Below are 24,320 nucleotides of genomic sequence, written 5' to 3'. Positions count from 1 at the left end.
GTGCACACTTACAAACATGCGATCGACAGCCGAAGCCCGCCGGGTCACCGTGCTGAACGCCGCCGTGTCGGCGTTCGCGCGCACCGGCTTCCACGCCACCCCGGTCACCGCCGTGGCCGCCGCCGCCGGCATCTCCGAGGCGTACGTCTTCCGGCTCTTCTCCGGCAAGCTCGGGTTGTTCGTGGCGGCGGCCGGAGCCTGTTTCGACCGGATCGCCGCGGCGATCGAGGCGGGAGCGGAGCAGGCCACGGGCAGCAGCCCGGAGGAGGTCCTCGACGCCATGGGCGCCGCCTACGCGGAGTTGATCGCCGACCGTGATCTGCTCCTGTTCCAGGTGCAGGCGCAGGCCGTCACGGACATCCCCGAGATCGCCGAGGCGGTGCGGGCCGGTTACCGGCGGGTCGCGACCTTCGTGCAGGACCGGGCCGGCGCCACCGACGCGCAGGTGCAGCAGTTCTTCGCGTACGGCCAGCTCTGCCACCTGATCGTCACCGCCGGCCTGGAGCAGGTTTCCGAGCCGTGGGCCCGCGCGCTGACCGCCGGCATCCGTCACCCCTGACCCCCGAGACCACCGACCCCTGGGCCGCGACAGCGGCCCACTTTTTTCACGCCAATAAGTGTGTGAGTGCACACTTACAAACTAGGAGGATCCGATGACAACCGAAGCGATGATCACCGAAGTGGTGCTGCCCGGCGTGGTGGAGCCCGACGGACTCCACCTGCGCCGGCGCGCCATGCCCGTCCCCGCCCGGGGGCAGGCGCTCGTCCAGGTCGAGGCCACCGGCATCTCGTTCGCCGAACAGCAGATGCGCCACGACCGCTACCCCGGCCAGCCGAGGTTCCCGTTCGTGCCCGGCTACGACCTCGTCGGCACGGTCCGGGCGGTCGGCCCCGGCGCGGACGACTCGCTCGTCGGCACCCGGGTCGCGGCGGTCACCAAGACCGGCGGCTGGGCCTCCCACGCGGTTGTCGACATCGACGCCCTGACCCCCGTACCCGCGGAGCTGGACCCCGCCGCCGCCGAGACCGTCGTCGTCAACGGCGTGACCGCCTGGCAACTGCTGCAAAGTGCCGGCCTGCGGGCCGGGCAGACGATCCTCGTGCACGGCGCGAACGGTGGCGTCGGAACGGTGCTCGTCCAACTCGGACGCCACCTGGGCCTGCGGGTCATCGGCACCGCCGCCGCACGGCATCACGCGGCGCTGCGCGAACTGGGCGTCGAACCGCTTGACTACCGGGACCCGGACCTGGCCGCGCGCGTGCGTGAGCTGTCGCCGGGCGGTGTCGACGCCGTCCTCGACCCGGTGGGCGGCCCGGGTGTCCGCACCTCGTACGGCCTGCTCGCCCCCGGCGGCACGCTCGTCGTCTACGGCAACGCCGCCGCCGTGGACTCCGGCCAGTCGGTCGTCTGGGTCTTCGTGAAGCTGCTGTCCCGCCTCTACACCTGGAACGCGCTGCCGAACGGCCACCGGGCCGGCTTCTACAACTTCTGGGCCGGTCACCTCACCCGCCGTACCGCGTTCCGGCGTCGCCTGCGCACCGACCTGGGCATCGTGCTCGACCTCCTGCGGCAAGGGGTGATCGTGCCGCAGATCGCCGCCCGCTACCCGCTCAGCGAGGTCTCCACCGCGCTCGTGTTCGCCGAGACCCGCAGCCGGCCCGGCAAGGTGGTGTTGGAGCCCTGACCTTCGACTACGTCGACGGCATGGGTGGTTCGGGTGGCTTCCCGTGGGCCCGGATGCTGTCGCTCACGGCAACTCCGGCGAGCACCAGGGTCGCGGCGAGGCCGGTCACCAGTGCGGGGGCGCGCACCAGAACGAGGCCCTCGACCGCCAACGCGAGCAGCGCGAGCAGTCGAGACGGCGAGACGCGGCTGAACACCTCGAACTCGAACCGGGCCCGTCCAAGCAGGAACAACGCTGGCCCGCTGAGAAGGACGCCAACCAACCACGGCGACGCCTCCTCGGCGGGGTGCGCGATGACGACTTCGAAGCCGGCGGAGGTGGTCACGATGCCGGCCACCATGAGTAGGTGGGTGTTGGGTGCGGACCGCACGAACCCGCCCGGGTCCCGGGAGGCCTCGATGGCGGCTTTCAGCAGTGCCCCGGCGCGGTGGACGTAGATCTGCCACAGCAGCACGGCTGAGGCGAACCCGACCAGGAGGGCCGCCGTCCGGTAGATGGTCAGGTCGTGGGCGGCGTAGGTCAGGGTGATGATGAGGATGAGGTCGCCGAGGGCGAGGGTGAAGATCTGCTGGTAGCGCTCCGCCAGATGGTCGGCCGCCACCGCATAGCGGGGTGAGGGTAGACGACCGATCCTCGGTGTGGGGTAACGAAGCCAGGCGACCGCGTAATCGACAGCGAGCGCGGAGGTCCACAGCACGCCCCGTACCGGGCCGCTCACGAAGGCGCCGACGAGCCACGGTATCGCGGAAACAGCGAACCAGAACATGAACCGTCCGGAGCGTTGCTGCTCCGGGCGGCCGCCCAGCGCGGCGACGAGGAAGGTGCCACGTCCCACCTGGATCGCCACGTACGCGCCCGCGAAGATCAGGCCGTGCTCGGCGAACGCTCCGGGCAGCGCCCCCGCCATCAGGATCGTTCCGAACATGACCCAGAGCGTCACGGCGAAGATCGGAGGTCGGCCGGGGTGTTGGAGTTCGGTTGCCAGCGCGCTGGCTGCCCAGATCCACCAGATGGCCATCAACAGCACCGCGGTCTGGAAGACCCCGACCCAGTCGAGACGCTGCGCCAGGGTTTGTGACGTCAGGGCGAGTGCGGCAACGAAGACCAGGTCGAGGAAGAGTTCCAGCAGGGTCGCCCGCTGGGGCCCTTCATCCTCGCGGGTCAGCCCTACCGCTTGGTCGGTCGTCATCAAGTGCCCGCCTACGCTGCTCCGGACCCTCATGCTAGTGAGATTCCGGCTGCAACTCGGGCAAAGTTGCTGGCTGGCCCTCTTCGGCCGATTCGGCCAGCGCGGCGGCCCAGGATGTCGTGTGCAGGCGCCCGAGGTTTGTCGGTCCGCCGGCGGCGCGTGTGCAGCAGCACGTCACGGGGCGTACGGTGGACACGTCGCCCGGGATCCCGGTGGCCGCCAGACGCCGTCGCCACCAGCCCACCAGGGGCGTTACCGATCGTCATCCCCATCACCGCGACTCGCAGGTCGTGTCGGCCGATCGCCGACCAAGGCCCGAGCCGTCGGGTTTCGCCCGTTCTCGCGGTCGGAACAGTTGGTGGTCCGGATCCGACGCACGCATGCACACGACTGTCCGTGCGAATGATCGTTTTGAACACCTCAACCAGGGGAGCACCAGATGAGGATCGCCAGGGACAGGATCGTCACAGCACTTCGCGACCGGGGCCAGCAGGCCCGGGCCGACTGGGTCGAGCGCGAGCTGCCGGAGCGGGTGGACCCGGCGAAGCACTCCGGGCTGCTCGCCACCCTGCACCTCAACCCAGCTGATCTTGTCGACGCGTCCTCCCCTTGAGGGTTGCGCTGCTCGGACCGGTCGCCTGGCGTACGCCTCCACACCACTACGGCCCGTGGGAGCAGGTGACCGGTCTGCTGGCGGAGGGGCTGGTCAGCCGCGGCGTCGACGTGACGCTCTTCGCGACACTCGACTCCGTCACCTCCGCCCAACTCGACGGCGTCTGCCCCCGGGGGTACGCGGACGACCCGGACCTGGACGGCCGGGTGTGGGAGGCGATGCACGTCTCCCACGCGCTTGCCCGCTCGGCCGAGTTCGATCTGGTGCACAGTCACCTCGACTGGCTTCCGTTGGCGTTCGCGGAGCACTGCCACGCTCCGCTGCTGACCACTGTGCACGGTTTCTCCGGCGCGGAGATCGTGCCCGCCTACGCCCGAGCCCGCTCGTCGTACGTGTCGATCTCCGACGCGGACCGGGCACCGGAACTCGACTACGTCGCCACGGTCCACCACGGCGTCGACGTCGGCGGGCTGCCGTTCACCCGCGACGCCGGTCCGGGACTGGCCGCCTTCGGCCGGATCCATCCCGACAAGGGCACCCACACCGCGATCGAGATCGCCCGCCGCGCCGGCCGACCCCTGACCATCTGCGGCATCGTGCAGGACGAGCGGTACTTCGCCGAACAGGTGGCCCCGCACATCGACGGTGACCAGGTCGTGTTCCTCGGGTCGGTGGGCCCGAAACAGCGAGCCGAGGTGCTGGGGGACAGCACCGCACTGCTGCACCCGATCGCCTTCGACGAGCCATTCGGACTGTCGGTGGTGGAGTCGATGGTCTGTGGCACTCCGGTCGTCGCGTACCAGCGGGGGTCCATGCCGGAGGTCGTCGACGACGGCGTGACTGGCTTCCTCGTCCACACCGTCGACCAGGCCGTCGAGGCGATCACCCGGGCCGTGGACCTCGATCGGGTGGAGTGTCGGGCGCAGGCTCTGAAGCGTTTCGGCGCGGAGCGGATGGTCGCCGACTATCTCGCCGTCTACGACCAGCTCATTCGTAACTGACTGAACCGCACACCTCTCCGTTCCGTCGGTCACACACGCTGACCGGCGTGCGCCGTTCCCGCGTGAGGCCCGCCCGTACCCAGGCGAGGGCCGACAACCGGAAAGGCCCCATGTTCATGCCCAGCTACGGATTCCTCAGCACCCACCCACCGACCCGGTGTGGGCTGGCCACCTTCAACTCGGCCCTCGCCGCCCAGTTGACCGCCGACGGCACTCGCGGTGGCATCGTCCGGGTCACCGATCACGGCGACGACCAGCGGCCGGTACCCGGGGTCGTGCACACCTGGTCGGCGCTCGATCCGACCGGCTGGCGGGACGCGGCGGCCGCCCTGAACACCTTCGACGTGGCGATCGTCCAGCACGAGTACGGCATCTACCCCGGCACCGACGGCGAGGACGTCCTGCCGCTGCTGCGGCGGCTGACCGTGCCGAGCATCGTGGTCCTGCACACCGTGCTCAGCCAGCCCACCGCCCGGCAGAAGTCGCTGTTGGAGCGGATCGTGGCCACCGCCGGCGCGGTCGTCACGATGACCGACACCGCCCGGGACCGGCTGCTCGTCGGGTACGCCGTCACCGCGGGCAAGGTGACTGTCATCCCGCACGGCGCCGCCGAGCTCGCCGGCGTACCCGTCGAGCGGCGTGCCCGCCCGCACCTGCTCACCTGGGGTTTGCTCGGCCCCGGCAAGGGCGTCGAGTGGTCGTTGCGTGCCCTCGCCCGGTTGCAGGACCTGGAACCGACACCTACCTACACGGTGGCGGGCCGGACCCACCCGAAGGTGGTCGAGCACCACGGTGAGGCGTACCGGGCGGGGCTGCACCAGCTCGGCGCCCAGTTGGGCATCGCGCACGCCGTCGACTACCAGGACATCTACCACGACCAGGAGGCGCTGGGCCGGTTGATCCGCTCCGCCGACGTGGTGGTCCTGCCCTACGACTCCCGCGAACAGGTCACCTCCGGCGTACTCATCGAGGCGGTGGCCGCCGGGGTGCCCGTGGTCGCCACGGCGTTCCCGCACGCCGTGGAGCTGCTGACCGGTGGGCCGGGTCTGGTCGTACCCCATCAGAACCCGGCGGCGCTGGCCGCGGCGATCCGGCGGATCCTGACCGAGCCGGGCCTGACCGCGCGGCTCGCCGGCCGGGTCCGGCCGCTGGCCGCGCACCTGCGCTGGCCGGCGGTGGCGGCCCGCTACGAAACGCTCGCGGAGCAGCTCAGCGAGGCCCGCCCGCCGGCGGTCAGTGCGGTGCCGGCATGACCGCGACCACCGGCCGGCCCCGGACATCCACGCGTGGGCGCTGGGCGACGGCGCCCGCGCCGAGCTTCGCGCACCTGATCCGGATGAGCGACGACACGGGTCTCTTCGAGCACGCCCGGCACGCCATCGTCCGTCGCGAGCACGGCTACTGCACCGACGACGTGGCCCGTGGCCTGGTCGTCGTCAGCCGCGAGCCGGACCCGGGCGAGGAGTTGCTGCGGCTCGCGGAGCGTTACCTCGCGTTCCTGACCCACGCGCAGGACGCCGACGGCGCCTTCCACAACCGGCTCGGGCACGACCGGCACTGGGCCGACGAACCGGGGCTCGGCGACTGGTGGGGTCGGGCGCTGTGGGGTCTGGGCACGGCCGTCGCCCGCAGCCCCGCATCCTGGGTACGGGAGGAGGCGCTTGTCGCCTTCAGCCGGGGCGCCGGCCGGCGTACCCGGGCACCGCACGCGATGGCCTTCGCCGGTCTGGGCGCGGCCGAGGTCCTCCGCCGCCACCCGGGTCACGTCGCCGCGGCGTCCCTGCTGGCGGACGCGGCCAGCACGGTCGGCCCGCCGGGCCCCGACCCGCGCTGGCCGTGGCCACGGCAGGAGCTGACCTACGCCAACCCCGTCCTCGCCGAGGTGGTCATCACCGCCAGCCAACTGCGCGAGGGCGGTCCACCCCTGGACGACGGCCTGCGGATGTTGGCCTGGTTGCGCGACGTCCAGTTGCGCGACGGACGGCTGTCGGTCGTACCGGCCGGAGGGTGGCGGCACGGCGGCGTGCGGCTGCACCACGACCAGCAGCCGATCGAGGTCGCCGCGCTCGCCGACGCCTGCGCCACGGCGGCCACGGTCACCGGTGACCCCGAGTGGGACACCGGGGTACGACAGGCGGTCGGGTGGTTCCTCGGCGACAACGACCTCGGCACGCCGATGTGGGATCCGGCGACCGGCGGCGGCTACGACGGGCTGACCGCGCACGGACCCAACCTCAACCAGGGCGCGGAATCCACGCTCGCGCTCCTCTCCACCCTCCAGCACGCCCGGCGGTGGTCGTGACCCGGAGTCTGGCCGTCCGGCAGGGCGCCACTCTCACCCCGGATCCACGGCGGGTCATCGTCAAGCTCTTCGTCCCGGGGGAGGACGCCGCGGTGGTACGCACCCGCGCGCGGGCACTCATCGACCGGGTCGCACGCCTCGACGACGAGGAGACCGGCCGGCTGCTGCGGGACACCTTCGACCGCTTCGGTGCCCGGCACCGCGACCTGGCCGGCACGTTCCACCACCACTACGACCTGGTCCGGCACCGCGCCGCCCGGGCTCGGGATCTCTCGCCGACCAGCCGGCTGCTGGTCGGCGCGTACTTCAGTCACGAGTACGCAGTGGAGGCCGCCGCCCTCTGCAACCCGTCCATGGTGGCCCACCCGGACCAGACCGGTCTGGGCGCCGGGCAGTTGCGCGTCGCGGTGAGCCTGCGTCAGATCGGCGAGGGTCATCTGTCGTCCATCGGGTTCGCCACAGCGGTCCTCGGACCAGGGCGTCAGCTCACCGTCGCCGATCGGGCCGGCCCGCTGGCCGTCGGGCAGCGGATGGGCGTACGGCACCGCCGGGACCTGCTCGTCGCCGGCCTCGCCGAGGAGGACTGCGACAACGAGGTCACCGCCACGGTGCTGGACGCCCTGCCCGAGCGGTACGACGAGGCCACCTTCGAGCGGGTGCTCGCCAACCTGCCACCCGATCTGCTCTCCCGTAGCACCGGGTTGGGCACCCTCGAACAACTGCGTCGCACCAACGCCGGGAGCTACGCCACTGCCTTCCCCGCCGACACGGCTCTGCACCAACGGGTGCTCTGGCCGGCAACCCCCGCCGAGAGCAACGGCATGGAGGACGCGCGGTTCGTCCGGTTCGTCGATGAGTCCGGGCCGGTCTACCGGGCCACCTACACCGCCTACGACGGCCGGAGCATCGCCACCCGCTCCCTGGTCAGCAGCGACCTGCGCCGCTTCGAGACGACCCCGATGCGGGGGCCGGGCGCTCGGAACAAGGGGCTCGCGCTGTTTCCGCGTACGGTCGGCGGCCGGCACCTGGCGCTGTGTCGGGCCGACGGCGAGACCATCGGCCTGACCAGCCTGGACGGCGACAACCGGTGGCAGGCGCCGACCCCGCTGCACGCTCCGCGGGACAGTTGGGAGTTGATCCAGGTCGGCAACTGCGGATCTCCGATCGAGACCGACGCCGGCTGGCTCGTGCTCACCCACGGCGTCGGACCGATGCGCCGGTACGCGATCGGTGCGCTCCTGCTGGACCTGGACCGACCGGAGCGGGTCATCGCGCACCTTCCGGGTGCGCTCCTGTCACCCGACGAGGACGACCGGGACGGGTACGTCCCCAACGTCATCTACTCCTGTGGAGCGCTCATCCACGACGGTGAGTTGTGGCTGCCGTACGGGGCGAGTGACGCCCGGGTGGGTTTCGCCACGGTGCCGGTGGCCGCGCTCCGGGCCGCGATGGTGGAATCCCCACCATCGCGCGAGCGGAACGGATGACAGGTGGTGGTGCTGCCCCGGCGGCCGGGTGGTTACCGGCCGCCGGGGCACCTCGGTCAGGAGTCGGTCGTCCGACGCCGGTAGAGGAGCAGTAGGGCTGCGCCTCCGGCAATGGCGACGCCGCCGATCGCGCTCAGGACGGGCACCAGCGAACCGCCGCCGCTACCGCCGGTGACGGGCAGCTTCGTGCGGGTCGGTGTCGCCGTGGGCTGGCCGGTGGGCTGGCCGGTGGGCGTGCCCGTGGGCTGGCCGGTCGGTGTGCCCGTGGGTTGCCCGGTCGGTGTGCCGGTGGGCGTGCCCGTGGGTGTGCCGGTCGGGGTCCCGGTCGGTGTGCTCGTCGGCGTGCCGGTGGGCTGGCCGGTCGAGGTCTGGGTGGGCGATGCCGTCGGTTGGAGGCAGACGGGGGCGTTGATGGTGTTGGTGTCGAGGGTGACCGCGCCGGTCCGGGCCAGGGCGCGGCCCTGGAGGGTGGCGCCGGTGGTCATGGTGATCGATTCCTGGGCCAGGATGTTGCCCATGAACCGGGTGCCCGTGCCGATGGTGGCCGAGCTGCCCACCTGCCAGTAGACGTTGCAGGGCGAGGACCCGTTGATGAACACGACGCTGCTGCCCGACGCGGTGACGAGGGTGGAGTCGATCTGGAAGATGAACACCGCCGCCGGGTCACCCTGGCTGTCGAGCGTCAGGGTGCCGGTCAGCTGCGCGGCGCCGAGCCGGTAGACCCCGGGCAGCAGCGTGGTGCCGCCCAGCTCAGCCGGAAGGTTGGTGAACGGGGTCCGGCCGGCCGCGTCGTTGTAGGCAGTGGTCAGGTCGTTCTGTGCCTGTAGCGCGACGGCGTCGGCGAGGTGCGTCTCGCCGCCCACGAGGCCGGGCGGGAAGCCGGTCGCGGCGCTGCCGGGGCTGACGCCGAGGTTCTGGGCGAGGAAGGTCGGGCCGGTGTTGGTGACCCTGGCGCCGGCCAGCACGGAGAAGTTCGCCGCCGTGCCGAGGTCGACCGGTGCCACGGCGGCGCTCGCGCCGGTGCCGCTCAAGATGAGTACGACGACGGCTGTGCCGCTGGCGGCGACGGCCGCCAGTGCGGACCTGGCCGCGCGTCGTGGATGGCTGAATAGTTTGGTTGTCACGACGTGCCCTTTCGCGAAGGCATCTCACCAGACGCCGGTCGTGCGGCGGTCGGAGTCACACCACACACGGTTTTGCTCAATCGGACTTTTGCACACCTAATACGCAATAGTTGCGAAATGGCTGAGATCCGTGAGGCTGCTGGGACGAAAGGCGCCTGACCGGCCGGGAACGGGCGATTGGCACGTGCGGAACGCCGCGGAGCGCGGTGGCCTAACCGCTTGAGCTGCTGTGGCCGTAGGGTCTGGGGAGGACGGGGGAGGTGCAGCGTGGGCGACGTCGGCGAGATGGTGCGTTGGCTGCAGCTCAACGCACCCCGAGGCGGCCCGGACGAGCTGTCGCAACTCGTCGCCCGGGCGGCGCCCGCCATCGACGCCACCGAGATCGTGATCTATCTGGCCGACTACACGCAGTCCCTGCTCGTGCCGCTGCTCGGCGCGGGTCTCGTCCGGGACGAGCTGTCGATCGAGACGACCCTCGCCGGGCGGGCCTTCACCAACCTCGACATCCAGCGCGCGCCCGACAACCCGGACCGGGTCTGGGTGCCACTGCTGCTCGGGTGCGAACGGATGGGCGTGCTGGAGATCGTCTCGCCGGCGGCCGCCGACGCGGCCATGGACGGGCCCGCCTGGGAGGTGGCGGTCAACATCGCCCAGATCCTGGTCAACCGGCGGCTCTACGGTGACGTGGTCGAGCGGATGCGACGGCGTCTGCCGATGCAGGTCGCGGCCGAGATCGTGTGGGGGCTGCTGCCGCCGCTGACCTTCGCCACCGACGACCTGGTGATCACCGCCATCCTCGAACCCTGTTACGACGTCGGCGGCGACATCTTCGACTACGCGCTGAACGGCGACGTGCTCAGTGTCGGGCTCTTCGACACGTGTGGGCACGGCATCAAGGCGAGCACGCTGGCCTCACTCGTGGTCAGCGCGTACCGCAACGCGCGCCGGTGTGGCCTCGACCTGGTCGACACGGCGATCAGCATCGACAGGTGGGTGCGTTCCGAGCACCCGAACTTCTTCGCGACCGGGCTGCTCATCGAGTTGGACCATCGGACCGGCCGACTGAGCATGATCAACGCGGGCCACCCCGGTGCCATGCTGCTGCGCGACGGCAAGGCCATCCGGGAGCTGCCGGGGCCGACCGCGTTGCCGCTCGGGCTGGGCCACCTGTCGGCCCGCCGCCCGAGGCTGCACGTGGAGGAGTTGCACCCGGGTGACCGCATCCTCGCCTACACCGACGGCATCACCGACGCGCGGAGCGCGGACGGGGAACAGTTCGGGCTGGACCGGCTCGTCGACTTCGTCAACCGTGCCCTCAACGACGGGTTGCCCAGCCCGGAGACGATGCGTCGCCTGGTGCGCGCCGTCGTCGGCTACCAGGACGACCGGCTTGAGGACGACGCGACGGCCCTCTTCCTGGAGTGGCGACCGCCGCACCTGCCGCTCGCGCACCTTCGCGACCTCGCCGCGTCCCGGTCCTGACCGGACACAGTGGGATTTTGCACTCCCAGTGCACTTGTCTGTGTCGGGAGGGGTGTCTAGCGTCACCTCATGGCCGACTCATGGACCTTCGCCGTGGCACGTGACGACCTCGGGCAGACGACGCTCGTCGATGGCGCCCCGCCCCCGGTGGCCGACGGCGAGGCGCTGCTGCGGGTGGACCGGGTCGGCCTCACCGCCAACAACGTGACCTACGCGGTGCTCGGCGACGCCATGCGGTACTGGGAGTTCTTCCCGCCGGTCGGGCTCGGGCCACAGTGGGGCCTGCCGCCACTCTGGGGTTTCGCCGAGGTGGTCACCTCGACGGTCGCGGGCGTCGAGGCGGGGCAGCGGATCTACGGCTATCTCCCGCCCGCGGGCCACCTGCTGGTGCGGCCGGACCGGGTGGACACGTCCGGGTTCCGGGACGCGAGCCCGCACCGGGCCGACCTGCCGTCACCGTACAACGCGTACCGGTCGACCACCGGCGACCCGGCGTACCGGCCCGACCAGGAGGATCTGCTGATCCTGTTCCGGCCGCTCTTCTTCACCTCGTTCATGCTGGCCGACCGGATTGTCGACAACGACTTCCACGGCGCCGAGTCGCTGCTGCTGTCGTCGGCGTCGAGCAAGACCGCGTACGCCGCCGCGTTCGAGCTGCACGGTCGCGGACCACGCCTGGTCGGGCTCACCTCGCCCGGCAACCTGGCCTTCACCCGTTCGCTCGGCTGCTACGACGAGGTCGTCTCGTACGACGACATCGACTCTCTGGACGCCGTGGCGTCGGTCTACCTCGACCTGTCCGGCGCGCCCTCGACCCGTGCCGCCCTGCGTCGGCACCTCGGCGACCGGCTCGTCCGGGACATCGCGGTCGGCCTCACCAACCAGACGCCGAACGCCGACGCCGCCGAAGAGGTGTTCTTCGCGCCGGTCCAGATGCGCAAGCGCAGCCAGGACTGGGGCCGTGCCGGGCTCGACGAGCGGTTCGCGGCGGCCTGGCAACGCTTCACCGCCGTCGTGGGCGAATGGCTCGACGTCCAGGTCGGCACCGGGCCGGAGGCCCTCCAACGCGCCTGGCTCGACGTCCTCGCCGGTCGTACACCGCCACGGGTGGGTCACGTCGTCCAGTTGTGAGCGGTTGACGGCACCCGCCGCAGATCGACGGCGCCCGCCTCAGAACGCGCTGTGGTCGAGGTCGACGAGGTGGTGGCGCAGGGCCGTCAACGACCGGGCGATCAGTCGGGAGACGTGCATCTGCGAGACGCCGATCCGGTCGGCGATCTGAGCCTGGGTCAGGTTGCCGTAGAAGCGCAGGATCAGGATCTGGCGTTCGCGTTCCGGCAGCGTGGCGAGTGCCGGGTCCAGGGCGACACGGATCTCGACGAGGTCGAATTCGTTGTCGTCGCCGCCGAGAGTGTCCCCGAGTTCCCGGCTGCCGTCGGCCCCGACCGGGGTGGACAGCGACGTGGCCCGGTAGGCGCGTGCGCCCTCCAACCCCTCCAGGACGGTCTCCTCGGACAGGTCGAGGTGCGACGCGATGTCGGCCACGGTCGGCGAACGACCGAGGGTCTGGGTCAGCGCGCTGTTCGCCGCGCTTATCGACAGGCGCAACTCCTGGAGGCGGCGGGGCACGCGCACCGCCCAGGTGCGATCCCGGAAGTACCGCTTGATCTCGCCGATGATCGTGGGAATGGCGTACCCGCTGAAGTCGACACCCCGACTGTGGTCGAAGTTGTCCACGGCCTTGATGAGACCGACCGAGGCGGTCTGGGTCAGGTCCTCGTCGGGTGCGCCCCGCCCCGAGTAGCGGCGGGCCAGATGCCGGGCCAGCGGCAGCCACGCCTCGATGGCGCGGTCGCGCAGTGCGGGGCGGTTCGGGTCGTTCGCATCGGTCGCCGCCAAGGCGGTCAGGAGCTCATCGGGGCTCTGGTCGCTGTGCTGCTGGCCGACACGAATGCTGGTGGCTGTTCCGACGGTGCTGGACATGGGGATGGTCCTTCCCACAGATGCCCGTCGATCGGATCGACCGGAAGATCTCCGAACCGGCTGCCGCCGGAGCGCACGTACGGGCGAAGATGCGCTGTCGCAAGGCCACGATCACGGGCCTCACCACCGCGTCATGTCGTTCACTTGATGACCCGCACCCTACCCGAAAGTCGTACCCATTACTACCCGAAAGTATGAGTGGCCGGATCAGCCGCGCCGATCGCGGTCGTCGCCAGCGGTCGGGCTCTGCGGGGCCGGCTGCACCGCGAACGGATGGCGCAGCCGACGCATGGCCTCCGCGCTGCCGTCGACGGTCACCGCCGACCCTTCCGGCCCGTCCGCGTTCGACGTGGCGAGGAACAGGGCGGATCGGCCGTTGTCGTTCGATGTCATGCAGGATCCTGTCTTCGGTGGAGGAGGGCCGTCCGGGCCACGCGGAGTCTCGCCGGGTGAGCTCGTGACGGGTCGGCGCCGCACAGGGGCGCCCGATCAGGGTGTCTCGTGCACAGGCGAACGCCCGGCGACACCGACACCCCGCACCCTACCCGGCGCCGTCGATCCGCACGCGCCGCCGACCGGCCCCGGTCGCGCCCGGCTCGCCGCCGACGGAGAATTCCGTAATCCAACCTGCCGGTGTCAGTCTCCGAACGTGAGGGCGGTCAGCGCACACAGCGCGGGTCCGCGCGGATCAGCACCCGAGGAGTGACAGCCATGCCGTCAGCCGGTCGAGCACTACCCGATGTCGGGTTGGTCGTCGCGGCCCGACAGGGCGACCAGCGCGCCCTCGACGACGTCGTCGCGGCCTCGCTCCCGCTCGTCTACAACATCGTCGGGCGTGCGCTGCGCGGTCACGCCGACGTCGACGACGTCGTCCAGGAGACGCTGGTACGGGTGATCCGGCACCTGCCCGCGCTCAACGACCCGGCGGCGTACCGGTCCTGGCTGGTGGCGATCGCCATCCGCCAGGTGCGCGACTGGGAACAGCGCCGACGGGTCGCCCTCAACCGTGACGCCGGGCTCGACGCGATCCACAACGTGCCCGACCCCGCCTCCGACTTCGCCGGCATGACCATCCTCCGGCTCGGCCTCACCGACCAACGACGCGAGGTCGCCGAGGCGACCCGTTGGCTCGACCCGGACGACCAGGAGTTGCTCTCGCTGTGGTGGCTTGAGGAGACCGGCGAGATCACCCGCAACGAGGTCGCCGACGCGCTCAGCCTGTCGCCCGGGCACGTCGCGGTGCGGATCCACCGGATGAAGGAACAGATCCAGAGCGCCCGTGGCGTCGTCCGCGCACTGCGCGCCCGCCCCGGTTGCCCGGACCTGGAGGCCGTGATCGCCGACTGGGACGGCACTCCCAGCCCGCTGTGGCGCAAGCGACTGGCCCGGCACGTCCGCGACTGCGCGTTCTGTGGGCGGTTGGGCTCCACGCTCCTGCCTATCGACCGGCTGCTCGCCGGCCTGCCGATGCTGCCGTTGCCGGCGGGTCTGAGCGCCCACTTTCCGGGTGCGGCGGTGCCGGCCGGCGCGCAGGCCGCCACGGCAGGGCACACCGCCGGGCAGAGCCCACCCGGTGGGGCGCCCACCGATGGGGGCGGCGGCCCGAGCGCTGCCGACCTCGCGGTGAGCCGCCCTCGTGGCCTGCTCCCATCCCTCGCCGCCGGGGTGGCCGCGGCCGTACTCGCCATCACCACGGCGGTGGTGATCCTGCCGGAGGATCCACCCGCACCCTCGTGGGCCTCGCCGCCGTCCGCCGCGCCCACCGCCGTGGCCTCGCCGAGCGGCGCGCCGTCGCCGAGCGCACGACAGTCGTCGAAGGCTCCGGTCGCCCCGGCGGTCAGCTCCGCCCGCAAGGGCGTCGGGGTGTGGAACTTCGCCGGAGCCAGTCAGGCCCTGGCGAACTCGAAGGCCGGCTGGTACTACACGTGGGGCACCCGGCACCCGGGGATCAGCACGCCGCGGGGTGTGACGTTCGTGCCCATGATCCGGGGCGCGGAGAACGTCACCGCCGCCGAGTTGGCCCGGGCGAAGGCGGCGGGGCCGGATCTGCTCACCTTCAACGAACCGGACCTGCCCGAGCAGGCGAACATGACAGTCGAGCAGGCGCTGGACCTGTGGCCGCAGCTCATGGCGACGGGCAGCCGGCTGGGTAGCCCGGCGGTCGCCTGGGGCGGGCCGGATCCGCAGGGTTGGCTGGACCGGTTCATGACCGGCGCCCAGGCCCGGGGCCACCGGGTGGACTTCATCACGCTGCACTGGTTCGGGGCCGACTTCACCAGCGCGACCGCTGTCGACCAGCTCCGGCAGTATCTGCAGGCTGTCCACCAGCGGTACCGGAAACCGATCTGGCTCACCGAGTTCGCCCTGATCCGCTTCGACGGGGGCCGTCAACAGTTCCCGAGTCAGGAGCAGCAGGCGGCCTTCCTCACCGCCGCCACCGCCATGCTCGGCCGGCTGTCCTACGTGCAGCGGTACGCCTGGTTCGGCCTGCCCGCCACCGACCAGGACCGATCCGGGTTGTTCAGCGACGGCACCCAGGCGACAGTGATCGGCCGCGCGTTCCAAGCCGCCCGGTGAGCGGCGGCGGACGGATGGACGAGCACCAGACCAGCGCCGAGCGCAGAGCGTCCGGTACCCGCCCCGGGCCGATCGTCGGCGTCGCCGTGACCCTGGTCGCGACGGCGCTGGCCGTCGGTCTCACCCAGGCTGGGGGCAGACCCGACCACCCGCCCGCCCCGCCGCCCGCCCCGGTGGCGACCGCGCCCGTGCTGCTCAACGGCACCGACGACGCCTTCATCCAACTGCTGATCCCGATGAACGAGGGCGCGCTCGCGTTGATCGACCACCTGGCCGGCCGACCGGCGGACGAGGAGCTGCGGGCCCTTCTCGGCGACGTCCGGGAGGCTCATCAGGGGGAGTTGCGGGACCTCCGTGGGCTGCTGGCCGCGGGCAACGTTCCGGAGCTGAACATCCACGAGGGGCATCAGATGCCGGGCATGGTCACCGACGCCAGTCTCGCCGAGTTGCGCGGCGTGCCCGACGCCGAGGTGGCGTCCCGGGCGGCTGCTCTGCTGCGGGCGCACCTCGCGCAGACCGTGGTGCTGTGCCGGGGTGAGCAGACCGCCGGTGGGAGCCCGGAGCTGAGGGCGCTCGCCGGCCGGATCCAGCAGGCGCGGGCCGCCGAGCTGAACGCGCTGGACCGTCAGACCGGCGCGGGGTGACGCGCCTCGAAGCGGGCGCGGGTGAGGAACGCGAGTTGGGCCCGCTTGTCGGGCATGTCGATCTCCGAGTCGAAGGTGAAGCCCTCGATCTCCAGCCGGCGCAGGGCGAGGTGGTTGCGGACGTCCGGCTCGACGACGATCCGTTCGGCGGCCGGGTCGCGGAACAGGAAACGGGCCAGGGCCGGCCCGACGGCGTTGGTGAGGCCGCGGGCGATCCGCCGGTCGGGACTGAGTAGCAGGTGCATCCCGACGTCGCCGGGCCGCACGCGGTAGCGCTCGCCGACCGGGTCCGCCTCGGGCTGGTAGGTCTGGAAGATGCCGACCGGCTCCGCGTCCACCCTGATCAGGTACGCGTGGTGCGTCGGCAGGCCGTCCACGAAGGCGTAGACGTCGCGGACCTCGTCGAGGGTGTGTGCGCCCATGCCCCAGAAGGAGTTGCGGGGCCGGGTGACCCAGTCGTGCAGGAGGGCGGCGTGCCGGTCGGGGTCCACGGTCAACAACGACAACTCACCGAGACCGGCGACTTTCTCCAGGTGCGTCATCGGGCGCGGTCCTCTGTTCCATCCGGGGCGTTACTTAGGTTAACCTCCCCTAACCAAGGATGACCTTACCTGGAGGGGTGCGTGAAACGGAACTGGGAGGCCCTGGTCCTCAAGGCCATGGGCGGCCGGGACTTTCGGTTGACCGTGCTGGGCACCGAGTCGATCGATGGGCACTACCAGCGGCTGCTCCTCGACGGAGGCGGCCTGCTGGAGGCGTGCGGGGTGCACCCCACGATGTGGATCCGGCTGTGGTTCGACAACGACGGGCGGGCGCACCAGCGCGCGTACACGCTTGTCGACCCCGACCCGGCCACCGGTCGGTTCACTCTCGAATTCGCCATCCACGACGGCTGCGCCGCCCGCTGGGCCACCTCGGCCCAGGTCGGCGACACCATTCCCGCGACCGTCCAGGGCAGCGCGTTCGAACTGCCCGACCCCGCGCCCGACCACCTCTACCTCGTCGGCGACGCCGCGTCCCTGCCCGCTGTGAACAGCCTGCTCGACGCCGGCGCCGACATCCCGGCCACGGTCTGGCTCGAGTACGCCCACGAGGGTGAGAAGGCGCTCGCGCTGCGCACCCGCGAGCACCACGACGTCACCTGGGTGCCTCGGCGCGACGATGGTCGACACCTCGTCGACACGGTGTGCGCGGCCCTGCCGGCCAGCGGCGCGGCCCACTACTGGGTGGCCTGCGAGGCCGCCAGCACCCGTGGCATCACCCGGCACATCCGGCGGACGCTGGGTGTCGACAAGGACCGGTTGACCTCTCTCGGCTACTGGAAAGCCGCATGAAGGGTCGGCTCGGCACGCTTACCGGGCTGTACGTCACCCAGTACCTGGGCGTCGGCTTCATCACTGTCGGGTTGACCGCCATCCTGCGTGACGGCGGCACCTCACTCGACACCCTGGCGCTGTTGCAGATCGTCGGTCTGATCTGGCCCATCAAGTTCCTCTGGGCGCCGATCCTCGACCGGTACGGTTCGCGGCACCGCGGCCACTACCGATCCTGGTTGCTCGTGCTCCAGAGCGCCCTGGTGCTCGCCCTGCTGGCGCTGCTGCCGTTCGCCGACCCGGCCGACGCGCTCGGGCCGGTCATCGCGATCTGCGCCGCGTACGTCTTCTTCTCCGCCACCCAGGACATCGCCGTGGACGCTGTGGCCGTCCGGATGCTCGCCGAGTCGGCCCGGGGCACCGGCAACGGCATCCAGGTCGCGGCCAGCTACCTCGGCAACCTGCTCGGCGGCGGCGCCTGCGTCCTGGTCTACGACCAGTTCGGCTGGGCGTCGGCGATCGGCCTGCTGGCCGCGATGACGGCGGTCGGCCTGCTTGTGGTGTGGCGGTTCCGGGAACCTCCGCGTACCGACCGGGTGGCCCGGGTGGGCACTGCCTACCGGGCGCTGCTGTCGGTGTTCGGCCAGCCGGGCTGCCGGTGGTGGACCTTCGGTGTGGTGCCGCTTGTCTACGTCGGCGCGGGAATGGCGTACTCCCTGGTGACGCCGGCCCTGGTCGACGCGGGCTGGTCGTTGGGTCGGATCGGCGTCGTCACGGGTGTCGTGACGAGCGCTCCGGCCATCGTGGCGGGCCTGGTCGCGGGGCTCGGCGTCAGTCGCTTCGGGCGCAGCGGCGTGCTCGTGGTCGGCGGTGTGACCCTCACGGTGTCGACGCTGCTGCTGTTGCCGCTGATGAACGGCCGTGCGCCGCTGGCGGCGACGGTCGCCGCGCTCTGCTGCTTCATGGTGGCCTACACCGTCGCCAACGTCGTGCTCTACACGGTCAACATGGACTACTCGCGCCCCGACACCGGCGGCACCGACTTCACCGTCCTGTCGTCGTTCGGCCTGGTCTGCTCGTTCGTGGCGGGGTCCGTCGGTCTCGCGGCGGCCGACCGGGTCGGCTACCCGGCGGTCGCGGTCGCGGCCATCGTGCTGGTGGCCGCCGGCGTCGTCCTCGGGCTCGCGCACCAGCGGCGGTTCCCGCACCAGCCCGGTCCCGTCGCCGATCCGGTGGCGGAGCGGCCGGCGGCGGACGGCGTGCGAGCGGTGGCGTGACCGCAGGGTAGTCGACGGAGGCGGCATGAAGATCTACCTGACCGCGCTCAACCCCACCGACGCCGTCCTGGAAGGGTTCCTCCCGGCGGCGGCGTCGCTGGGGCTGTCGGCCACCGTGCTGACCGACCGGCCCACGGAATGGCCGGCGGACGTCCCGGTGACGCACTGCGCGGTCCGGGACGCGGCCGCTGTGGTCGCGGCGACGGCACCGAACCGGCCGGTGGCGCTACTGTCCAACAGCGACCACCTCCAGGAGGCCACCGCGATCGCCGCCCGAAAGCTCGGCCTGCCCGGTAAGGACCCGGACGCCGCCCGTCTCTGCAAGGACAAGGCCGCGACCCGGCGGGCGGTCGCGGCTGCCGGCCTCGACCTGGTACGCACCGTCACCGTCGACCCCGGGGCCGCGCCGGAGGTGCCGGACGGGATGTTCCCGGCGGTGGTCAAACCCCGTGCGGGGGTGGCCAGCGAGGACGCGTACCTGGTGGTCGACCGGACCGAGCTGGCCGCCCGGGTCGCCGAGATCCGGGGTCGGCGGCCGGAGGTGGCCCTGGTGGTGGAGGAGTACCTCGCCGGGGAGCTGCGGACCTTCGAAACCCTCGGCGACGGCACGGATCTCGCCTCCCTCGGCGGGTGGCGCACCGGCCTCGGGCCGCCACCGACCTTCACCGAGGAGAGCCTCGCCTGGTCGCCCCCGACCGAGCCGGCCAGCACCCACCTGCGGGCGTGCCTCGACGCGCTCGGGGTCGGCTTCGGCGCCTGCCACACCGAGTACGTGGTCTCCGACGACGGCCGGGTCCGGCTCATCGAGGTGAACTACCGCCTCATCGGCGACCGGATGGACCTGATCCTCGCCGAACTGCTCGGCGTGCCCCTGTTCGAACACGTCCTCCGGCTGCACCTCGGCGAGCCGCTGGCCGCGCTCGGCCTGCCCACCACCGTCGACAGGTACGCCCAGGTCGAGTACGTCTGCGCGGACCGGTCGGGCCGGCTCACCACCGCACCCGGCCCGCTGGACACCGGGCACGGGGAGGTCCGGCTGGGCTGCCGTCCGCTGCGCGCGGTGGGCCGCTTCGCCGAGCACACCGGCACCAACCGCGACTACCTGGCCGTGCTGCACGCGATCGGCCCGGACCAGGACAGCGTCCGGACGTCGCTTGCCGCCTTCCGCGGTGACCTCACCTGGACCATCGTCGAGTGAGCGACGACTGCGAGCGGGAGGTGTTCACCCGGGTGCTCGACGCGCTGCTGCGCGAGGATCACCTCGGTCTGCTCAGCACCGGCCGCCCGGACGGGCCGGACTGGTGGCAGGTGCCGCACCCCGCCGGCCTGCTACGCATCCCGGTGCGGGTGGACGGCTTCCAGCAGGCCCTGCGCAGCGCCGCGCCGACCGTGCTGGTGCTGGCCGGCGGCGCCACCCACCGGACGGACACCCTGGCCGGGCTGTTGACGCTGCTGGCCCCACGGGACGACGCCGAGGCGGCGGCCGGCTGGCGGGACTTCGGCGCCGAGTGCCGCGCCGATCTCCGGGCCCGGCGGCTCGCGGCCCGGCACCGACCGCGGGTCCTCGCCGAGGTGGCCGCCGCCCGCGCGAACACCCCGACCGGTCTGCCGGCGGCACTCCTGGACGACGTGCTCGCCGCCCACCACGGCCACCCCGTCTACCCCACCGACCGGTGCCGGCACGGTCTCACCGACGACGAACTGCTCCGGTACGCCCCGGAGCACGCCCCGCGTCTCACGCTGCGCTGGCACGCTGCACCCGCCCAGGACGTCCGGCTCACCGGTGAGCTGCCCTCCTGGTGGCCGCGCTCACCGCTACCGGATCACCTGCTGCTGCCGGTGCATCCGATCGCCGCCGCCCGCGACGCGCTACCGGTGACCGACCGGCCGGTGATCTCCGTGCGGCCCACCCTCTCCATGCGGACGGTGGCGCTCGACCACGACCCGTACCTGCACCTCAAGCTGCCGCTACCAACCGCGAGCCTCGGCGCCCGCAACCGGCGCACCCTGCACCCGGGCTCGCTCGCCGACGGCGCGACGGTCGCCGCGCTGCTCGACCGGATCGCCACCGCCGAACCCACCTTCGCCGGCCGGATCCGGCACGCCGACGAGAGCACCTGGGCGCACGTCGACGGCGACGAGCGGCGCAGCTTCCTGCTGCGCCGGTTTCCGCGCGACCTGGCCGGGGTCCAGGTGGTGCCGGTAGCGGCCCTCGCCGCCACCGACCCGGTCGCGGGCACCGTCCTGGAACGGATCAGCCCTCAACGGCCCGAAGCGCTGTTGGATTCCTATTTGGACCTCCTGCTCGACTGGCACGTCTTCCTGTGGCTACGCCACGGCATCGCCCTCGAGGCACATCCGCAGAACATCCACCTGCTGGTGCGTCCCGACGGCACGGTCGGCCTGCTCTACAAGGACAACGACGGCGCTCGACTCGACACGCGGTACGGTGGCCCGAGCGGGCTCGCCCTGCACGACGACCGGATGTGGGCGCGCGATCCGCGGGAGCTGGCCGACGTGTTCATCACCATCACCCTGCACCTGGCCGCCGCCGCGCCGCTGATCGCCCTGGCCGCCCAAGGGCTGCCCGTGCCGTCCCCCGCCGAGGCGCTGACGCCCCGGCTCGCCGCCGCCCGGGACCGGTGGGGCGACGGGCGGGCGGCGCGGATCCTGACCGAACAGGTCCTGCGCGCCGCCCAGTTGCCCATCAAGGCGATGCTCACCGCCGGCACCCTGCTGCCCAAGCAGCGGCTGGGCTGCACCGACATCAACAAGTACTACCGGCGTACCGGCCCGAACTACCTGCGGGAGACACGATGACGAGCGCGCGGTTGCGCTCCCGGCCGGCCACCGCCACCGGTCAGCTCGCCGACCTGGCCGCCGCCCACGCCGTCTTCGGTTGCCTGATCCGCGAACTCGCCCCGCCGGACGCCGCCCCGGTCGTGGTCGACGGCGCCGCCCAGGTGCTGCTGCGGCACCTGCACGTCACGCTGCGCTGCGCCGTCGCGCGGGCCGCACCGCTCGGCGCGCACCGCTACGCCGGCCCGGTGCAGCGGATGACCGACACCGGGCGCTGGGACGACCTGGACGCCGACGGGCTCGCCGCTCTGGTCGCGGCGGAACTCACCACCCGTACCGGACTGGCGAACGACGAGTTCGTCGAGCAGGTCCGGGCCAGCCGGGACACAGTGGCCCGGCTGCTCGCCGAACGACCGACCGAGGATCCCGCCCCCACCGGTGAGCCCGCCATCGACGCGTACGTCGACTCGGAGCAGTCACTTGTCTTCGGTCACCCGCACCACCCCACCCCGAAGTGGCGCAGCGGCGACCCGGAGCGCTGGCGGGCGTACGCGCCGGAGCTGCGCACCTCGTTCCGGCTGCGCTGGCTCGCCGTACCGGAAGACCTGGTCGCCGGCGCCGGGCCGTTCGACCCGCTCGTGGCGGCCCTCGACCCGCCCCGGCCGCCGCGCGGGCACCGCGTCCTGCCGGTGCACCCCTGGCAGCTCGCACTGCTCCCGCCCACCCACCCACGGCTGCGTGACCTGGGGGAGGCCGGCGTACCGGTGCGGCCGACGGCGAGCGTCCGCACCCTCTACGCCCCGGCGGCCGACCTGTTCGTCAAGACCAGCCTGCACGTGCGGATCACCAACTGCCTGCGCAAGAACGCCAGGTACGAACTGGTCGGCGCGGTCGCCCTGACCGACCTGCTGGCCCGGGTGCCGCTGCCGGACGGGGTCGGGCTGCTCGCCGAGCCCGCCTACCGCACTGTCGACGTTCCCGGCCCGGACGAGGCGTACGGGACGATCCTGCGTACCGGCCTGCGCCCGCACCTGCGGCCCGGGGACACCCCGATCCTGGCGGCGGCGCTGGCCGCCGAGCCGCTGGTGACACCGGACCCGGTGGCCTGGTGGCGGGCGTACGTCGAGCTGCTGGTGCCGGCGGTGCTGCGCTGCTGGCTCGGCCACGGCGTGGTGCACGAGCCGCACCTGCAGAACGTGGTCGTCGTGCTCGACCGCGACCGCCGCCCGGTACGCATGCTGCTGCGTGACCTGGAGGGGGTGAAGCTCGCCGCCGACCGGTGGGCCACCTGGCCGGACGGCGTCCCGGCGCAGACCCGCTACGCCCCCCGGGACGCCCGCCGCCGGATCGTCTACTGCCTGTTCGTCAACCACCTCGGTGGTATCTGCGGGGCCCTCTCCGACGCGCGGCCGGGCATCGAACGGCGGCTGTGGCAGGAGCTGCGGGCCGTCGTCGAGGCGGTCGCCGTGGACCTCGACGATCCGCCCGAGCTGCGCGCGCTGCTCGACGGCGAGCCGCTCGTGGCCAAGGCCAACCTCCTGGTCCGGTGGCGGCGCGACGCGGACCGGGCCGCGCCGTTCGTGCCGGTGCCCAACCCGATGGGCCGGCCACGGTGACCCGACCGGTCTACGTCCACGACCTCGACGCGCTTGCCGCACACGCCGGAGCCGTCCGGGCGGCCCTGCCCCGGCCGGTCGAGCTGCTCTACGCGGTCAAGGCCAACCCGGACCCCGGCGTCCTGCGGACCCTCGCCCCGGTCGTCGACGGATTCGAGGCCGCGAGCCGGGGCGAGCTGCGGAGACTGGCCGAGGTGCTGCCGGGCAGCGCCCCGGCCGCGTACGCCGGTCCGGGTAAGACCGACGCGGACCTCGCCGCCGCCCTGGCCGCCGGGGTGCGCCGCATCCACGTCGAATCGCCCGCCGAGCTTCGGCGACTCGGCGCGCTGGCCGCCGCCTCCGGCCGGTCCGCCCAGGTGCTGCTGCGGGTTAACCTGCCTGTCGACGCGCCCGGCGCGAGCCTGCTCATGGGTGGTGGGCCCAGCCCGTTCGGCATGGACCCGGCCGACGCGGTGCGGTGCGCCCGCAACCCGCCCGCCGGCATCGACGTGCGCGGAGTCCACGCTCATCTCGCCAGCGGGCTGGACGCCCCGCTCGCCGCCACGGTCGCCGCCACGGTGGTCCGTTGGGCGACAGCCGAGGTCGGTGCCGTCGAGGTCGACGTCGGCGGGGGCATGGCCGTCGACTACGCCGATCCGGCCGCGCGATTCGACTGGGTCGGCTACGGCCGGGCACTCGCCGACGTCCTCGACGCGTACCCGGGGGTGCGGCTGCGTATCGAGCCGGGCCGGTCGGTCACCGCCTACTGCGGGGCGTACCTCACCGAGGTGATCGACGTGAAGCGCTCCTACGGCGAGTGGTTCGTGGTGGTGGCCGGCGGCACGCACCACCTGCGCACACCGGCGGCGAAGGGACACCCGCAGCCGTTCACCGTGCACCGGCGGAGCGGCGTCGACGGCCCCCGCACCGACGGTGGGCCGGTCACCGTGGTCGGGCAGCTCTGCACCCCGAAGGACGTGCTGTCCTCCTCGGCCACCGCCGGGCCGGTCGGCGTGGGTGACGTGCTGGCCTTCGCCATGGCCGGCGCGTACGCCTGGAACATCAGCCACCGCGACTTCCTGCTGCACGAACCGCCGCTCTTCCGCACCGGTGACCCGCTCCGGGTGGCCGCCGAATGGGCTGCCCGACCCGACGCGGTCGTGCTGTGAAGTCCGTGGCGTCCGCCGACGGGGGCATGACTCGACGAGCGGTCACGGCCCGCTTCTGGCACGGTGGGTGTGGCGCGACG

The 24,320-nt window shown here is 72.3% G+C and carries 22 protein-coding genes; 17 read left to right on the top strand and 5 right to left on the bottom strand.

All coding sequences use genetic code 11. The features are described 5' to 3' along the window. The first annotated feature begins 16 nt into the window (after positions 1-16). A complete protein-coding gene (locus tag AB0F61_RS11260) occupies positions 17-559 on the top strand; it encodes a TetR family transcriptional regulator (RefSeq protein ID WP_357807048.1) in 543 nt (180 codons plus the stop codon). A gap of 94 nt (positions 560-653) precedes the next feature. Further along, complete coding sequence (locus tag AB0F61_RS11255) at positions 654-1,685, top strand: zinc-binding dehydrogenase (RefSeq protein WP_357807046.1); 1,032 nt, start codon at positions 654-656, stop codon at positions 1,683-1,685. A gap of 7 nt (positions 1,686-1,692) precedes the next feature. Here the strand turns inward: AB0F61_RS11255 and AB0F61_RS11250 are convergent, their stop codons facing one another. Continuing rightward, the gene (locus tag AB0F61_RS11250) at positions 1,693-2,874 is read right to left on the bottom strand and encodes a low temperature requirement protein A (RefSeq protein ID WP_357807043.1); all 1,182 of its coding nucleotides are present in this window, start codon (positions 2,872-2,874) and stop codon (positions 1,693-1,695) included. A gap of 439 nt (positions 2,875-3,313) precedes the next feature. Here AB0F61_RS11250 and AB0F61_RS11245 point away from each other — a divergent pair, with 439 nt between their 5' ends. The 5 genes from AB0F61_RS11245 to AB0F61_RS11225 all read left to right on the top strand — a co-directional run bounded on the left by AB0F61_RS11245 (position 3,314) and on the right by AB0F61_RS11225 (position 8,277). Further along, positions 3,314-3,487, top strand: coding sequence for a hypothetical protein (locus AB0F61_RS11245; RefSeq protein WP_172862148.1), 174 nt, complete (start codon positions 3,314-3,316; stop codon positions 3,485-3,487). Then, the gene (locus tag AB0F61_RS11240; RefSeq protein ID WP_357807039.1) at positions 3,484-4,488 is read left to right on the top strand and encodes a glycosyltransferase family 4 protein; all 1,005 of its coding nucleotides are present in this window, start codon (positions 3,484-3,486) and stop codon (positions 4,486-4,488) included. Before AB0F61_RS11245 ends, AB0F61_RS11240 begins: the two co-directional genes overlap by 4 nt. A gap of 116 nt (positions 4,489-4,604) precedes the next feature. Then, on the top strand, positions 4,605-5,741 hold the full coding sequence (locus AB0F61_RS11235; RefSeq protein ID WP_357807037.1) for a glycosyltransferase: 1,137 nt from the start codon (positions 4,605-4,607) through the stop codon (positions 5,739-5,741). Beyond that, the gene (locus AB0F61_RS11230) at positions 5,738-6,790 is read left to right on the top strand and encodes a glycosyltransferase (protein ID WP_357807034.1); all 1,053 of its coding nucleotides are present in this window, start codon (positions 5,738-5,740) and stop codon (positions 6,788-6,790) included. Before AB0F61_RS11235 ends, AB0F61_RS11230 begins: the two co-directional genes overlap by 4 nt. Next, positions 6,787-8,277 carry a glycoside hydrolase family 130 protein gene (locus AB0F61_RS11225; RefSeq protein ID WP_357807031.1) on the top strand — a complete coding sequence of 497 codons (1,491 nt, stop codon included), beginning with the start codon at positions 6,787-6,789 and terminating at the stop codon, positions 8,275-8,277. The genes AB0F61_RS11230 and AB0F61_RS11225 overlap by 4 nt, the downstream gene beginning before the upstream one ends. A 56-nt stretch (positions 8,278-8,333) precedes the next feature. Here the strand turns inward: AB0F61_RS11225 and AB0F61_RS11220 are convergent, their stop codons facing one another. Next, positions 8,334-9,401: an ice-binding family protein gene (locus AB0F61_RS11220; protein ID WP_357807028.1), complete on the bottom strand. Its 1,068-nt coding sequence runs from the start codon at positions 9,399-9,401 to the stop codon at positions 8,334-8,336. Between the two features lie 267 nt (positions 9,402-9,668). On the opposite strand from AB0F61_RS11220, the gene AB0F61_RS11215 reads away from it, so the two are divergent. Both AB0F61_RS11215 and AB0F61_RS11210 read left to right on the top strand, forming a co-directional pair. Beyond that, on the top strand, positions 9,669-10,883 hold the full coding sequence (locus AB0F61_RS11215; protein WP_357807026.1) for a PP2C family protein-serine/threonine phosphatase: 1,215 nt from the start codon (positions 9,669-9,671) through the stop codon (positions 10,881-10,883). Between the two features lie 69 nt (positions 10,884-10,952). Continuing rightward, complete coding sequence (locus AB0F61_RS11210; RefSeq protein WP_357807022.1) at positions 10,953-12,014, top strand: DUF2855 family protein; 1,062 nt, start codon at positions 10,953-10,955, stop codon at positions 12,012-12,014. Between the two features lie 39 nt (positions 12,015-12,053). On the opposite strand, the gene AB0F61_RS11205 is transcribed toward AB0F61_RS11210, so the two are convergent. Then, positions 12,054-12,866 carry an RNA polymerase sigma factor SigF gene (locus AB0F61_RS11205; RefSeq protein ID WP_357807019.1) on the bottom strand — a complete coding sequence of 271 codons (813 nt, stop codon included), beginning with the start codon at positions 12,864-12,866 and terminating at the stop codon, positions 12,054-12,056. A gap of 207 nt (positions 12,867-13,073) precedes the next feature. Further along, entirely contained in the window at positions 13,074-13,259 is a 186-nt protein-coding gene (locus AB0F61_RS11200; protein WP_357807016.1) for a hypothetical protein, read from the bottom strand. 318 nt (positions 13,260-13,577) lie between these two features. On the opposite strand from AB0F61_RS11200, the gene AB0F61_RS11195 reads away from it, so the two are divergent. Beyond that, complete coding sequence (locus AB0F61_RS11195) at positions 13,578-15,443, top strand: sigma-70 family RNA polymerase sigma factor (protein ID WP_357807013.1); 1,866 nt, start codon at positions 13,578-13,580, stop codon at positions 15,441-15,443. A gap of 14 nt (positions 15,444-15,457) precedes the next feature. Continuing rightward, on the top strand, positions 15,458-16,087 hold the full coding sequence (locus AB0F61_RS11190; RefSeq protein WP_357807011.1) for a DUF305 domain-containing protein: 630 nt from the start codon (positions 15,458-15,460) through the stop codon (positions 16,085-16,087). Here the strand turns inward: AB0F61_RS11190 and AB0F61_RS11185 are convergent. Further along, entirely contained in the window at positions 16,069-16,629 is a 561-nt protein-coding gene (locus AB0F61_RS11185; RefSeq protein WP_357807008.1) for a GNAT family N-acetyltransferase, read from the bottom strand. The genes AB0F61_RS11190 and AB0F61_RS11185 overlap by 19 nt on opposite strands. 81 nt (positions 16,630-16,710) lie before the next feature. On the opposite strand from AB0F61_RS11185, the gene AB0F61_RS11180 reads away from it, so the two are divergent. Genes AB0F61_RS11180 through AB0F61_RS11155 form a run of 6 tightly spaced genes read left to right on the top strand, consistent with a single transcriptional unit; the run spans position 16,711 to position 24,240 of the window. After that, positions 16,711-17,421 (top strand): siderophore-interacting protein, encoded by a 711-nt coding sequence (locus AB0F61_RS11180; protein WP_357807005.1) that lies wholly within the window; start codon positions 16,711-16,713, stop codon positions 17,419-17,421. Beyond that, positions 17,418-18,677: an MFS transporter gene (locus AB0F61_RS11175; RefSeq protein ID WP_357807003.1), complete on the top strand. Its 1,260-nt coding sequence runs from the start codon at positions 17,418-17,420 to the stop codon at positions 18,675-18,677. Before AB0F61_RS11180 ends, AB0F61_RS11175 begins: the two co-directional genes overlap by 4 nt. Before the next feature lie 25 nt (positions 18,678-18,702). Continuing rightward, complete coding sequence (locus tag AB0F61_RS11170; RefSeq protein ID WP_357807000.1) at positions 18,703-19,875, top strand: siderophore biosynthesis protein; 1,173 nt, start codon at positions 18,703-18,705, stop codon at positions 19,873-19,875. Further along, on the top strand, positions 19,872-21,497 hold the full coding sequence (locus tag AB0F61_RS11165; RefSeq protein ID WP_357806998.1) for an IucA/IucC family siderophore biosynthesis protein: 1,626 nt from the start codon (positions 19,872-19,874) through the stop codon (positions 21,495-21,497). Before AB0F61_RS11170 ends, AB0F61_RS11165 begins: the two co-directional genes overlap by 4 nt. Beyond that, positions 21,494-23,092, top strand: a complete 1,599-nt coding sequence (locus tag AB0F61_RS11160) for an IucA/IucC family protein (RefSeq protein ID WP_357806995.1) — start codon at positions 21,494-21,496, stop codon at positions 23,090-23,092. Before AB0F61_RS11165 ends, AB0F61_RS11160 begins: the two co-directional genes overlap by 4 nt. Then, positions 23,089-24,240, top strand: coding sequence for an alanine racemase (locus AB0F61_RS11155; protein ID WP_357806991.1), 1,152 nt, complete (start codon positions 23,089-23,091; stop codon positions 24,238-24,240). The genes AB0F61_RS11160 and AB0F61_RS11155 overlap by 4 nt, the downstream gene beginning before the upstream one ends. Positions 24,241-24,320: the final 80 nt, after the last annotated feature.

It is taken from the genome of Micromonospora sp. NPDC023888, from assembly GCF_040639415.1.
Taxonomy (GTDB): Bacteria; Actinomycetota; Actinomycetes; order Mycobacteriales; family Micromonosporaceae; genus Micromonospora.
Note: the sequence above shows the minus strand (reverse complement) of the source record. Positions and strands in the feature narration are given on the sequence as shown.